Below are 13,943 nucleotides of genomic sequence, written 5' to 3'. Positions count from 1 at the left end.
CGTCGACCGCGCGGCGCCCGCCGTGCCGCACTTGGAGATGACATGCCCCGCCTGACCGCCCTCGCCGCCACCACCGCCCTGCTGGCGGCCGTCGGGGGCACCGCCGTCGCGCCCACCGTGAGCAGCGCGGCCACCGTCGCCCCGGCCGCGGCGAACGCGCCGGTGGTGCGGGTGCTGCCGCTGGGCGACTCGATCACCTTCGGCCGCACCAGCTGCACCGGCAACGGCTACCGGGGACCGCTCCAGGGCCTGGCCACCGCCGGCGGCCGGTACGCTCTCGACTTCGTCGGCTCCAACCGCAACGGCGTGATGGACGACTACGCCAACGAGGGCCACCCCGGCTTCACGGTCGATCAGATCGGCCAGGGCGTCGACCAGGGCTGGCTCGCCGCCCGCCCGGACGTGGTGCTGCTGCACATCGGCATCAACGACCTCAACCAGGGCGCCAACGGCACGGACACCGCGGCCAGGGCGGTCGCCCTGGTCAACAAGATCTTCGCCGCGCAGCCGGGCGTCACCGTGATCATGCAGGGCCTGATCGGCGCCAGCACCGGCATGAACAACCCGATGCCGGTCAACCTGTCCGCCAACATGGACGCCTTCAACACCCGCCTCCAGCAGGAGGAGTCCGTCCAGCAGCAGGCCGGCCGGCACTTCCGCTTCGCCAAGGCCCCCACCCTGACCCCGGCTCAGATGAACGACGGCCTGCACCCGAACGACGCCGGCTACGCCGTCTTCGCCCAGGGCTTCGCCACCCTGCTCGACCAGACGTACTCCGCCCGCTGGTTCACCGGCAGCGCCACCCAGCTCGCCCGCCCGTCGGACGCGGTGCGCCTGGTCGGCCTCAAGGACGGCCGCCTGCGCAACGCCGAGGGCGATTTCGCGGCCGGGCAGTGGAGCTCCTGGAACGACATGGGCGCCGACGGGGTCACCGAGGTCACCAGCGCCGCCACCTTCTCGGTGAACCGGATCTTCGCGGTCCGCGACGGCAAGGTCTTCGAGAAGGACGGCGACTACGCCACCGGCCGGTGGTCCAACTGGTTCGAGCCCTCCTTCGCCGACGCCCTCCCCCGCAAGGCCGTCGCGGTCTCCGCCTCCGCGCTCAACCACGCGCTCCACCTGGTCGTGATCGGCGAGGACGGCCACCTCTACAACGCCGACGCGGACTACGAGGCCGGCCGCTGGACCGGCTGGACCGACCACGGCGGCAACTTCAAGCGCGTCACCAGCGCCACCACCACCGACGGCGTCAACCACCTCTTCGCCGTCGACGCCACCACCAACCAGGTGATGGAGAAGGACGGCGACTACTGCGCGGGCCGGTGGAACGGCTGGACCGCCTCCGGGCCGAGCGTCGTCACCGCGCAGGACGTGGCCGCCTCCGCCTCCGGCCGCACCGTCCACCTGAGCGCCGTCACGGCCAACGGCACCTTGGTCAGGACCGACGGCGACTTCGCCGCCGGGCACTGGAGCGGCTGGGCCCAGATGCCCGGCAGCGGCATCACCCGGGTCACCAGCGCCACCGCGAACGGCGTCGAGCACCTCTTCGCCACCAGCGGCGGCCGGCTCAAGGAGCTGGACATCGACCTCGCCGCCGGCACCATGAACAGCTGGGCCGAGCCGGCCGGCGGCGCGGACGCGCAGAGCGCCACCGCCGCCTTCACCAGGTGACCGAGCACGCACACGACGCCGAGGGCGGCCGGGGAATCCCCGGCCGCCCTCGGCGCGTGCGCCCCGCTCAGTCAAGCCGGGCGTCGAAGGCCAGCACCTCCACCAGGGCGTCGACCGAGGCTTCGGGGAGGCCTCGGGAGACGAACCAGGCGCCGATGTTGCGCACGTCGCGCTCCAGGAAGGAGCGTCCGCGCGGGTTGGCGATGACGTCCACGATCTGCGGGACGTCGATGATCACCAGCCGGCCCTCGTGCACCAGGGTGTTGTAGGCCGAGAGGTCGCCGTGCGCGTACCCCTGTCGGGCCAGCACGGAGAGGCTGCGGCCGAGCTGGTCCCAGAGGTCCTGGACGTCCACCTCCTCGGCGGCGTACTGGGCGAGCCGCCGGGCGGCCACGCCGTGTTCGTCGCCGACGAACTCCATCAGGATCTCGGTGCCGGTGATCTGCACCGGGTACGGCACCGCGACCCCGGCCTCCCAGAGGCGGCACAGGGCGGTGAACTCGGCCGCCGCCCACTGCCCGGCGATGGCCTCCTTGCCGAAGGAGGTCCGCTTGGCCATGGCCCGGCTGATCCGGGACTCCTTGTGCTGGCGGCCCTCCAGGTAGCCGGAGTCCCGGTGGAACATCCGGTGCTGGGCGTCGCGGTAGCGCTTGGCCGCCATCAGGGTGCGGCGGCCGGTGCCGGGGACGGCGCGCTCCAGCAGGAAGACGTCGGCCTCCTTGCCGGTCTTGACGATGCCGAGCTCGGTGTCGACGGCGGCGAGCTCGGTCACCACCCAGTCCGGGCGGGGCTCGGGGCCCTTCTCGGTCGGGGTGGACTGGTCCCAGGTGGACCAGCGGTCGCCCTCCGGCGGGCCGTCACCGGCGGGAGGGGTGGTGGGTTCGGCGTCCTCGTCGAAGGAGTCGACGGGGAACTCGGGGAAGAAGTACTCGGGCTCGACGTCGTCGAACCGCTCGTTCCGGCGGCCGCGCCGGGCGCCGCCCTTGGGGCGGATACGGGAGAAGGAATCACTGTCGGCGAAACGCTCGCGCACTGCGGGGGCTCCTGAGGAGTCGGCCCACCGGGGTGCGTCGAAGGGTGTGACGCGTCGTCAGCCGGTGGGCTGGGAACGGAAGTAGGCGTATGGCGCGCACGAAGAAGCGCGCCGCGACACGGCGGCGACCATGCGTACACACCTCCTCGGAACTTCCGGACTCACAACAGCGCGATCACCATAACAGCGGGCCCGCCCGCGGACGCAAGTGGTTTTCCTCAGGCCCCGACCGGGTGCGCCCGCAGCACCGTCGAGGCACCCTCCCGGCGGGCCACCAGCGCGAACGGGAAGCGGTCCAGCTCCAGGCAGAGCGCCACGTCGTCGGGGTGGACGCCCTCCCGGACGCCCTGCGCCAGCTCGGCGGCGGCCAGTGAGCCGGCCGCGCGCAGCAGGTACGGTTCGGCGTCGGCGGGGCCGTCGGCCAGCGCGGCGACGTACTGGGCGCAGGCCAGGTCCTCCTCCGCCCGCCCCCGCTCCCCCGTGACCACGAAGGTGACCTGCTCGGCGCGGTGCTCCCGCAGCACGGCGGCCGTGGCCCCGGCCACCGCGAAGCTCGCGCAGAGCACCAGCGGCGCGTCGCGCACGGCGAGGGCGCCGACCGTTCCGGCGGTGGTCTTCTGGACGACGGTGCGCCCGCCGAGGTCGGCCGTGCGCAGCAGGCCGGGCGAGTTGACGGCGTCGAAGCCGGGGGCGGCCGGGCCGTCCTTGAGGGCGAGCCAGTCGGGGTGACGGGCCTTCAGCTCCAGGGCCTCGTCCAGGGTGGCGGCCAGGACGATCCGCTCGGCTCCGCGGCCCAGGGCCCAGGCGGCGGTGGTGAAGGCCCGCATGACGTCCACCACCACGGCCACGGGCGGGACTCCGGTCAGGTCTTCGATGGCGAGGAAGCGCGCGTCCATCCGTGGACTCTGACACGGAGGCCGGCCGCCCCGCTGGGAATTTCGGCGCGGCGGCCGGTTCGGGGCCTGCCTCGGGGCGGTCTCAGACCGGGTGGCCGGAGGCGTCGGTGTGCAGGGACTGGGTGTTGAACTTGATCTGCCAGACGACCACCTGGCCGCCGGGCCGCTCGCACACTACGGCGCCGTCCTGCCAGGGCCCGTTGCTCGGGTACCACTGACTGCCCACCGGGTCGCCCTGGTTGAGGTGGACGTCGTGGACGCCGAGGCCGGTGGTGAAGGCCTGGCCGAAGACGTAGATGCGGGCGGCGGCCTCCAGGTGCGGCAGCAGGACGTCGAGCGCGTTGTCGCCGTTGCTGGCGATCCAGGGGAAGAAGCGGAGGTAGGGGCGGAAGTGGTCGAGGCCGCCGAGGCCGAGGATGCGACGGCGCAGCTTGGTCACCGAGGTGGCCAGCGAGTCCGAGAGGTCCGGGCCGAACATCGGGCTGCCGGGCGGGTGCGGAGCGAGGGTGTGGTGGAGGCGGGCGGAGGCGGCGGTGAGCCACTCGAACCAGAGGCGGTTGCGCAGCAGCGGGCTGCGGACGTAGTCGAGGGCGCCGGAGGTGGCCGAGGAGACCAGGTGGTGGAAGCCGTCGGGGCGGTTGCGCAGGCCGGCGATGTCCGCCCCGGTCAGGTCGTCGACCACGCGGTAGCTGACGCCGACGCTGCCGGGGGCGTCCACGTCGAGGGCGGCCTGGTAGACGCCGACGGGCGTCTGGAGGAAGAGGTGCCCGTGGTACCACTGGCCGAAGTCGTGGGTCGGGTCGCGGGAGAAGTCGTGCAGGCTTCCGATGGCGACCCCGTAGTTCGGAAGAGCCATACCCCCCACTCTCCGCCCACCACGACCCGACCGCAGGCCGAACGGCCCTGCGCGGCAGCCCCGTCGGACCCCTCCGTCCACGCCTGAGCTGCCCGAACGGGCAGTCTTCCGTCACTCTGTGCCGACGGCCGGGAACGGTCAGGCACCGTGATCCGGCCATGTTCCGGGAGACCGTCCGGTGACCGGAAGATGAAGGCCCGGATATCGGACGAGCCGGTGGGCGGCGCGCCTGGGCGGCTGACGCCGGGGATCGCCGCTGGTCCCCTGCGGGACGCGTCCGGATGGTGAGACGGAGGTGGTCACCAGGGGAACGGCCGGAGGGCCGCCGCAGGGTGTCCGGTACCGGTCGGTACCCCGGGGCCGGAAATGATCGAGGTGCTTGCTCCGCTTCGAATCCGTGACCGAGAGTCACTCGGGTGAACGAAGAACCCCGTCCGTCCCAGGACCGCCTGCTAGCCCACCGCGACTTCCGGCACCTGCTGCTCGGCGCCGCCACCAGTCAGGCCGGCAGTCAGGTCACCCTGGTCGCACTGCCGTTGGCGGCGGTGCTGGAGCTGCACGCCTCGGCCTTCCAGGTCGGCCTGCTGACCGCGGCCGAGACCGCCGCCTTCGTCCTGGTGGGCCTGCCCGCCGGGGCCTGGCTGGACCGGATGCGGAAGCTGCCGGTGCTGGTCCGGGCCGACCTGGTGCGCCTGCTCGCCGTCGGCTCGATCCCACCGGCCGCGCTGGCGGGCGTGCTGACGATGGCCCAGCTCTACGCCGTCGCGCTGGTCACCGGCGTGGCGACGGTCTTCTTCGACGTGGCCCACCAGTCGTACCTGCCCTCCCTGCTGCCGCGCGAACGGCTGGTGGCCGGCAACGGCGCGCTGGAGACCGTGCGCTCCAGTGCGCAGATCGTCGGCCCGGGCCTGGGCGGCGGGCTGGTCCAACTCCTCGGCGCGCCACTGGCGATCGTCGCCGACGCCGTCGGGTACCTGGCCTCGGCGCTGCTGCTGGGCCGGATCCGCGCCGTGGAGGAGGAGCCGCGGCCCGCGACCGGAGGCTCGCTGCGGGCCCAGGTCGCCGAGGGCCTGCGGTTCGTGCTCGGTCACCCGCTGCTGCGCACCATCGCGGCCGCGACCGGGCTGTCCAACCTCTTCGCCGCGGTCCTGATGGCCGTGCAGACCGTGTTCTGGGTCCGGGAGTTGGAGCTGTCGCCGGGTGCGATCGGCGTCCTGCTGTCGGTCTCGGCGCTCGGCGGGCTGGCCGGCGCGCTCTGTGCCGGCCGACTGGCCGCGCGCTTCGGCCAGGCCCGGGTGATCTGGCTGTCCGCGCTGCTGGCCGCGCCGTTCGCGCTGCTCTGGCCGCTCTCGGCCGGTCCGGCGGCACCGGTGCTGTTCGCCGTGGGCTCGGCGGTGGTGCTGTTCGGCGCCGTGGTCTACAACGTCGCCCAGGTGAGCCTGCGTCAGGCGCTCTGCCCGCCGGAGCTGCTGGGCCGGATGAACGCCACCATGCGCTTCCTGGTCTGGGGAACGCTCCCGCTGGGCGCGCTGCTGGGCGGCGCCGTCGCCGACGCGGCCGGGCCGCGCACCGCCCTCTGGGTCTGCGCCCTCGGCTTCCTCGCCGTCCCCCTCCCCCTGCTCCTGTCGCCGCTGCGTCGGCTGCGCGACCTGCCCGCCGACGGGGCCGAGCCCCGCGCGACCGCGACCGCCCGCTGAACCCGCCCGGTGCGCCCGAGGGCACCCGACCCGAAAGCAGACGACCGTGCACACCAGCATCACCGCCGCCTACCTCGCCCGGTACCGGACGCTCGCCGGCTCCGCCGCCCCGGACGGACCGCTCCCGCTCACCGGCGCGCAGCGCCGCTTCCTGCTCGCCCGGCGGATGCGCCCGCTGGCCCGGCCGGACACCGTGCCGCTGTTCTTCCTCTTCCCGCGCGGCACCGTCGACCCGGCCCGGCTGCGGCGCGCCGCGCTCCGCCTGACGGCGCGTCACCCCGCCCTGCGCGGCCGGTTCACCACCGTGCGCGGCACCCCGGTGCTGCGGCTCGGCGAGCCCGCCGCGGAGGTCGCCGAACTGGTCGTCGCCCCCGGTGGCTCCGCCGAGGAGGCCGCCCGCGAGGCGCTGCTCACCTGGCCCGCCGAGGGGCCGGTGCTGAGGCTGCTGGTCGCCGCCGCCCCCGGCGCGGAGCAGGAGCTGCTCACCGTCGCGCTCGACCACGCCGCCTGTGACGAGCAGTCGCTCGGCCTGGTCACGGCGGGCCTGTCGGAGGCGTACGCGCTGGACGGGACCGGGGGCCGGGAGGACGACGGGCTGACGGCCTACCGGGAGGCGGTGGAGCTCCAGTTGGCCGCCGAGCAGGAGGCCGCCTCCCCCGCCGCGCGGGCGCACTGGGCCGCCCGGCTCGGACGGCTCGGCGAGGGGGCGCAGGCTCCGGAGGGCACCCGGCCGACCGGAGCGCTAGCCGAGCGGCTGCCCGCCGTCACCGGGGCCGCCCGCGGCTCGGTCTTCCCGGCACTGCTGGATGCGGTGAGCGCCACCGGGCACCGGCTGCTCGACACTCGGCGGACGCTGGCCGTCGGCTACCCCTGGGGCGGGCGTCCGGGGCCGGCCGCGGAGGTGGTCGGATGCTTCCTCAACACCCTGGTCCACCCCGGCGCCGCGGGCCCCGCCGAGCTCGACCGGCTGGCCGACGCCTGGTGGGACGACCTGGAGCACGCCGGGACCCCGTTCGACGAGGTGGTGCACGCGGCCCGCTCGGGCGGCGCCCACTGGTCCGGCGCGCTGGACGGGCTGCTCACCTTCGAGGACCTGCGGCGCCGGCCGCCCCTGGTGCTCGACGGCGTGGCCGGGCGGGAGACCCACCCCTCCGGGCGGCCGATCGGCGCCCCGTTCGCGGTCGCCGCCTCGCACGGGGAGCGGGAGCTGCTGGTCCGGCTGGTCTGGGACCGCGCCCGCTGTCACGACCGGGACGCCGAAGCGGCCTTCGAGGCCCTGCTCCTGACCCTGCGCCACCACCTCGCGCCGCTCCCCGCCGGGGTCTGACGGACCCGGGCCCCGAGAGACCACCGGACGTCCGCGTCCGGCCCCCCACAGCTCCCCCGACGGACGGCCACCACCCCGGCCGCCGTCCGCGGGCGCGCACCCGCACACGGGCGCGCCCCGACCACACGCACCAGCCACAGCAAGGGAACCCACCATGTTCGACCTCTCCTCCTCGCAGGAGATCGTCTGGTTGCACGAGCAGATGCTCCCCGGCAGCCGCGCCTACAACTTCACCGCGGCCCTGGACCTCTGGGGCACGCTCGACACCGGGGCCCTGCGCGCCGGGCTGACCGCCGTGCTGGCCCACCACCCCGGCCTGCGGCTGGAGCTGGTCCCGCGCGCGGAGGGCCTGCCCGGTCAGCGCGTCGGCGGGCGCACCGAGCCCCGGCTGCGCACCAGCGACCTCTCCGCCGAGGCCGACCCCGAGGCCGCGTTCCGCGCCCTGCTGACCGCTGAGGCCGAGGAGCCGCTCGACACCGAGAGCGCCCCGCTGCTGCGCTGGCACCTCGTCAGGCTGGAGGAGGACCACCACCGGCTGATCCACGTGGAGCACCACCTGATCCACGACGGGCACTCCTTCGCGGTCCTGCTGCGCGACCTCTTCACCGTCTACCGGGCCGAAGTACTGGGCGAGAAGGCCGAGTTGCCGGCGGCCCCGTCCTACGAGGAGCACGCCAGGAAGGGCTCCGACCCCGCCACCGCCGAGGCCCGGGCGGAGGCCCGCGCACGCAGTCTGGCGTTCTGGCGCCAGGAGCTGGCGGACGCGCCGCTGGACCTCACCCTGCCCGGGCTGGCCCGCCCCGGCGCCGTGCGCCGCCACCGGGGCGGTCAGCTGCGCCAGACCATCGGGGCCGACCTGGCCGAGCGGCTGCACGAGCGGAGCCGGGCCGACGGCCACACCCCTTACAGCACCCTGCTCGCGCTCTTCGCCGAACTGCTGCGCCGGCACGGCGGCCACCGCGAGACGGTGATCGGCACCGCCGTCGGCAACCGGCCGCTCGGCTTCGAGGGCACCGTCGGCATGTTCGTGAACACCGTGCCGCTGCGGCTGCGGCTGGACCCGGCCGCGCCGGGCACCGAGGCGGTGGACGAGGTGACCGAGGTGCTGCTGCGGGCGCTGCCCCACCAGGACGTCCCCGTGCAGGAGTTGACCCGTGCGCTCGGGCTGCACACCACCGGCGCCGACAACCCGCTGTTCGACGTGATGTTCAGCGCGCACGACGCCTCGCTGCCCGACGTCCAGGCACCCGGCCTGGAGGTCTCGCTCTACGAGGGCTTCAACACCGGGACCACCCGCTTCGACCTGGACGTGGTGCTGCTGCCGGACGACCGCCGGGTGGTCGGCGAGAAGCACGGCGCGGCGGGCATGATGCTGATCTGGGACTACGACGTGGACCTGTTCGGCGAGGCCGTCGCCGAACTGCTGGCGGAGCGCATGGTCGGCCTGCTCCGCGACTACCTGGACCGCCCCGGGGCTCCGCTGGCCGAACTCGCCGTCTTCGCACCGGAGTCGAGCACCGAGGAGACGACCGAGGAGACGACCGGGGAGACGGCCGGGGAGACGGCCGGGGAGCCCGACGGATTCGACGGGCTCGACCCGGTGGCCGCGCACGACCCCGGGGCGCTCGCCCTGCTGGCCGGCACCGAGCGGCTCAGCTACGGCGAGCTGGACCGCCGGGTCAGCGCCCTGGCCGAGCGGCTGCGCGCCGCCGGGGTGCTGCCCGGGCAGCCGGTCGCCACCGTGCTGCCGCGCGGCACCGACGGCGTGGTGGCCCTGCTGGCCTGCCTGCGCCTCGGCGCGGTGTACGCGCCGCTCTCGGCCGAGGACCCGGCCGCCCGCCTCGGCCTGCTGATCGAACGGCTGGCTCCCGCCCTGGTGCTGGCCACCCGTCAGAGCGCGCTGGCCCTGCCCGCCACCGGCGTCACCCCCGCGCTGCTGGACGGCCCCGCCGCGTTCCCGCCGGCCGCTGCGGCCGCCGTCCTGGACGGCGCCGCCTACGTGATCCACACCTCCGGCTCCACCGGGGTGCCCAAGCCCGTCCTGGTCGGACGCCGGGCGCTGGCCCGCTACGTCGCCGGTGTCGTGCGGCGGTACGGGCTGACCGCCGCCGACCGGGTGCTGCTCTTCGCCCGGCCCTCCTTCGACGTGGCGCTGGAGGAGGTGCTGCCCTCGCTGGCGGCCGGGGCCGCCCTGGTGCTGCCCCAGCGCGAGGTGCCGACCGGGACGGAGCTGGTCGCCGTGCTGGCGGCCCGCGGCGTCACCGTGGCCAACCTGCCGACCAGTTACTTCCTGGCCGTCCGCGAGGAGCTGCGCGAGGCGCTGGCGGACGGGCGCTGGTCGCCCCGGCTGCTGGTGCTGGGCGGCGAGCGGCTGCCGGCCGCCGCGCTGCGCGAGGTCACCGCGGCGACCGCCGCCACCGTGGTCAACGCCTACGGCGTCACCGAGGCCACCGTCACCTCCACCGCCCACGAGGTCTCGGCCGCCGACCTGGAGGCCGCCGAGATCCCGCTCGGCACCGAGCTGCCGGGGGTGCGGGTGCACGTACTGGACGAGGGCCTGCAACCGCTCCCGGCCGGTGCCGTGGGCGAGTTGGTGGTGGCGGGCGAGGCGCTGGCCGAGGGCTACCTCGGCCTGCCCGAGGTCACGGCGGCGCGCTTCGTGAACGTCCCCGCGCTGGACGGCGAGCGGGTCTACCGCACCGGGGACCGCGGCTACCGCGACCTGTCCGGCCGGCTCTGGTTCCTCGGCCGCCAGGACAACCAGGTGAAGCTGCGCGGCTTCCGGATCGAGCTGGAGGAGATCGAGGCCGCCGCCTCGGCCGAACTCGGCGGCCGGTCCTGCGCGGTGGTCCTCCACCGGGACGAGGCGGGCGCCCCGCTGCTGCTCGGCTTCCTGGAGGCCGCCGAGCAGCCCGACCGGACCGCCCTGCACGCCGCGCTCTCCGAGCGGCTTCCCGCCGCGCTGGTACCGGCCCAGTGGACGGCCCTGGCCGCCATGCCACTGCTGCCGGGCGGCAAGCCGGACCGCGCCGCGCTGGCCCGTATGGCGTCCGAACTCCCCTCCACCGAACGGGAGTCAGCACCTGCGGCCACCTTCGAGGACCCGGCCCAGGAGCTGGTCGCGCAGGCCTGGCGCGCCGTGCTCGGCCACGACTCCTTCACCGCCGACTCGCACTTCTTCGAAGCCGGCGGCCACTCGCTGCTGGCGGCGCAGCTCGCCGCGCAGCTGGAGCCGCTGCTCGGCAGCCGGCCCGCGCTGCGCACCCTCTTCCGGCACCCGGTGCTGGCGGACCAGGCCCGCGTCCTGACCGGGGGTGCCGCATGACCGCCGCGCCGCCGGCCGCCCCGCGCACCCTCTCCCCCTCCGCCGTGCTGGCCGACGGCCACCGTGAGCTGGTCGAGTCCTTCGAGAGCTTCATCCGCCGCGAACTCGTGCCGCTCGCAGCCGAGTTGCCGGAGACCGCCGACCAGGTGCCGGCCGATCTGCGGGCCTACGTGCGGCGCCGCTCCGCCGCGCTCGGCTTCTACGCCGGCGACCAGCCGGAGGAGCTCGGCGGCGCCGGGATGCCGTTCACCGCCGTGGTGCTGCTGCACCACGCGGCCGGGCGCAGCGGCTGCCCGCTCGCCCCGTACGCGCTGGCCGGTTCGGACGGGCCGAGTCCGCTGCTGCGGCACGGCACGCCCGAGCAGATCGAGCGCTACCTGGTCCCGCTGGTGCGCGGCGAGTCCGCGCGCTGCCTGGCGCTGACCGAGCCGCACGCCGGGTCGGACGCGTTCCGGCTGACCACCACCGCCGTGCGCACCGAGGGGGGATGGCGGATCGACGGGCGCAAGACCTTCGTCTCCAACGCCGACCGGGCCGACGTCGTCCTGGTGGTCACCGCCACCGACCTCGGCACTGGCCACGGCCCGACGGCCGGTGCCACCGCCTTCGTGCTGCCGATGGACACCCCCGGCCTGCGGATCGGCCAGCGCTACGAGGGGATGTCCGGCGAGCCGCTGTTCGAGCTGCTGCTGGACGGCGTCCTGGCCCCCGAGGAGGCCGTGATCGGCGGCGAGGAGGGGATCGGCGCGGCGGCCGCGCTGGCCATGGACAGCCTCTCCCGCGGCCGGCTGGTGGTGGCCGCGATGTGCGACGGCATCGCCGAGTACGCGCTGCGGCTGGGGGTGGAGTACGCCCGTGAGCGGGAGGCCTTCGGCGCCCGGATCGGTGCCTACCAGCACGTCCAGGAGCACCTGGTGACCACCCGCGCCGAGGTGGAGGCCGCGAAGCTGCTCACGCTGGCCTGCGCCCGGCTGGTGGACGAGGGCACCGAGGCGCCGGAGAACGCCGCGCTCGCCAAGCTGACCTCCTCCGAGACCGCCGTCCGCGCGGTGGACCGCGCGCTCCAGGTGCACGGCGCCACCGGCTGGGTGCGCGGCCATCCGCTGGAGCAGCTGTACCGCTACGTCCGGATGATGACGATCATCGAGGGGACCTCCGAGGTCCAGAAGGTGATCATCGCCCAGGCCATGGGCCTGAGTTGACCGCCCCTCCCCCCTTCTCGGAGAGCTCACGATGACCACTGCCCCCATCCCCAGCACCGCGCACGGCGCTCCGCACCAGGACGCACCGGTGCTCGACCTGTTCACCGACTGGGCCCGCCGGACCCCGGACGCGCCCGCCCTCGTCGACGGCTGCACCACCGTCAGCTACGGCGAACTCGACCGGCTGGCGGACGAGTTGGCCACCGCGCTGCGCGACCGGGTACGTCCCGGCGAGCTGGTCGGCCTCTGCCTCGACCACTCGGCCGCGCTGGCCGCCGCGGCCGTCGCGGTGGCCCGGCTCGGCGCCGTCTCGCTGCCACTCGGCCCGCGGCCCGGCGAGCGGCGGCTCCAGGCCGTCACGGAGAACCTCCGGCTCGCCTGCCTGATCGGCGAGACCTCCGTACTGCCGCCGGCCCACCGCAACGGGGAGCACCTCGTCCTTCCCCTGCCCGTGGCCGGCGGTGGTACGGGACCGGCCTCCCCGTCCGTCCCGGCCCCGGCCGTGGTGGCGGCCTTCGCGCCGTCGGCCGAGGGCGCGGCGGGCGCCCCGGAGGGCAGCTTCTACGCGGTGCTCACCTCCGGCTCCACCGGCACCCCGAAGGCCGTCGCGGTCGGCGTGCCCTCGCTCGGCTCGCTGCTGCACTGGTACCGCGGCCTCACCGGCCTCGGCCCGGGCGAGCGGCACAGCCTGCTGATCGGCGTCGCCTTCGACCCGCACCTGATGGAGCTCTGGGGCACGCTCACCTCGGGCGCCGCGCTCTGCGTCGCCCCCGAGGCGGTGCGCTGGGACACCGCCGCGCTCACCGACTGGTGGCGGGAGGCCGGCATCACGGTCTCCGTGCTGCCCACGCCGCTGGCCGAGCCCCTGCTGGACCGCCCCTGGCCCGCCGGCCTGACCCTGCGTCACCTGATGATCGGCGGCGACCGGCTGCGCCGGACCCCCGGCCCGGACGTCACCGCCACCGTCCACAACGCCTACGGACCGGCCGAGGCCACGGTGGCGACCACCGTGCACACCATGGCCCCGGGCGCGGACCACGGCGCCGGGGCGCCGCCGATCGGCCTGCCGGTGCCCGGCGCCGTCGTCCTGGTCACCGACCCGGAGGGGCGCCCGGTCGGGCGCGGCGCCACCGGCGAGCTGCGGATCGGCGGACACGGCCTGGCCCTCGGCTACCTGGACGCGGAGCTCACCGCCCGCCGCTTCGTGCCCGCCCCGGACGGCGTGGGCGCCGGGGACCGGGTGTACCGGACCGGGGACCGGGTGCTGATGCGTCCTGACGGCGTGTTGGAGTTCCACGGCCGGCTGGACGACCAGGTGAAGGTCAGCGGGGTGCGGATCGAACCGGCCGAGGTGGAGGCCGCGTTCGAGCGTGACCCCCGGGTCCGCCGCGCGGCCGTGGCCGCCCGGCCGGGGCCCGCGGGGGTCCAGCTGCTGGCCTTCGTCCAGCCCGCGCCGGAGGGCACGCCGCCCGTCGCCGACCTGCTCGCCGAGGCCCGGGCCTGGCTGCCCGAGCAGGCCGTCCCGGCGGTGGTCCGGCTGGTGGACGCCTTCCCGCTGGACGCCAACGGCAAGGTCGACCGGGCCGCGCTGCTGGCCGCCGAGCAGGCCGGCCGACCCGTCGGCGACGGCGCGGCGGGTGACACCGACACCGAGCGGTTCGTGGTCCGGACCTTCCGGGAGCTGCTGGGCCGGGACGGACTCGGCCCGCAGGACGACTTCAAGGACGCCGGCGGCACCTCGCTGGCCGCCGCCCGGCTGCTCGCCGCCGTGGAGCAGGAGTACGGCGTGCGGCTGCGCGCCGCGCAGCTGCTGCGCTGCCCGGACCTGCGGGAGGTCGCCCGCCTCGTCGACGAACGCCGCCCGGCGGCCGCCGCCGCCCGGGCCTGACCGCCCCCCGTACCCCGCGCGCGGCGCTCCGCACGCAGAGCGCCGCAC

The 13,943-nt window shown here is 75.5% G+C and carries 9 protein-coding genes; 6 read left to right on the top strand and 3 right to left on the bottom strand.

The genetic code is table 11. The features are described from left to right. Positions 1 to 42 precede the first annotated feature (42 nt). A complete protein-coding gene (locus tag ACWCYY_RS32940; RefSeq protein ID WP_449798096.1) occupies positions 43 to 1,671 on the top strand; it encodes a GDSL-type esterase/lipase family protein in 1,629 nt (542 codons plus the stop codon). 67 nt (positions 1,672 to 1,738) lie between these two features. Here the strand turns inward: ACWCYY_RS32940 and ACWCYY_RS32935 are convergent, their stop codons facing one another. The 3 genes from ACWCYY_RS32935 to ACWCYY_RS32925 all read right to left on the bottom strand — a co-directional run bounded on the left by ACWCYY_RS32935 (position 1,739) and on the right by ACWCYY_RS32925 (position 4,456). Further along, positions 1,739 to 2,704 (bottom strand): serine protein kinase RIO, encoded by a 966-nt coding sequence (locus ACWCYY_RS32935; RefSeq protein ID WP_345285356.1) that lies wholly within the window; start codon positions 2,702 to 2,704, stop codon positions 1,739 to 1,741. Between the two features lie 218 nt (positions 2,705 to 2,922). Then, entirely contained in the window at positions 2,923 to 3,600 is a 678-nt protein-coding gene (locus tag ACWCYY_RS32930; RefSeq protein ID WP_380150056.1) for a 2-phosphosulfolactate phosphatase, read from the bottom strand. 82 nt (positions 3,601 to 3,682) lie between these two features. Then, a complete protein-coding gene (locus ACWCYY_RS32925) occupies positions 3,683 to 4,456 on the bottom strand; it encodes a DUF2278 family protein (RefSeq protein ID WP_380150057.1) in 774 nt (257 codons plus the stop codon). Between the two features lie 416 nt (positions 4,457 to 4,872). On the opposite strand from ACWCYY_RS32925, the gene ACWCYY_RS32920 reads away from it, so the two are divergent. The 5 genes from ACWCYY_RS32920 (at position 4,873) to ACWCYY_RS32900 (ending at position 13,895) form a co-directional block, all read left to right on the top strand. Continuing rightward, complete coding sequence (locus ACWCYY_RS32920) at positions 4,873 to 6,153, top strand: MFS transporter (RefSeq protein ID WP_380150058.1); 1,281 nt, start codon at positions 4,873 to 4,875, stop codon at positions 6,151 to 6,153. A gap of 46 nt (positions 6,154 to 6,199) precedes the next feature. Continuing rightward, complete coding sequence (locus ACWCYY_RS32915; protein ID WP_380150059.1) at positions 6,200 to 7,480, top strand: condensation domain-containing protein; 1,281 nt, start codon at positions 6,200 to 6,202, stop codon at positions 7,478 to 7,480. Positions 7,481 to 7,634: 154 nt separating this feature from the next. Next, positions 7,635 to 10,805 carry a non-ribosomal peptide synthetase gene (locus ACWCYY_RS32910; protein ID WP_449798095.1) on the top strand — a complete coding sequence of 1,057 codons (3,171 nt, stop codon included), beginning with the start codon at positions 7,635 to 7,637 and terminating at the stop codon, positions 10,803 to 10,805. Continuing rightward, on the top strand, positions 10,802 to 12,007 hold the full coding sequence (locus tag ACWCYY_RS32905; RefSeq protein ID WP_380150061.1) for an acyl-CoA dehydrogenase family protein: 1,206 nt from the start codon (positions 10,802 to 10,804) through the stop codon (positions 12,005 to 12,007). Before ACWCYY_RS32910 ends, ACWCYY_RS32905 begins: the two co-directional genes overlap by 4 nt. A 31-nt stretch (positions 12,008 to 12,038) precedes the next feature. Then, positions 12,039 to 13,895, top strand: coding sequence for a non-ribosomal peptide synthetase (locus ACWCYY_RS32900; protein ID WP_380150062.1), 1,857 nt, complete (start codon positions 12,039 to 12,041; stop codon positions 13,893 to 13,895). Positions 13,896 to 13,943 lie beyond the last annotated feature (48 nt).

It is taken from the genome of Kitasatospora sp. NPDC001664 (genome assembly GCF_053596675.1).
The sequence above is the reverse complement of the archived record's forward strand: the minus strand, read 5'-3'. Positions and strand labels throughout refer to the sequence as shown.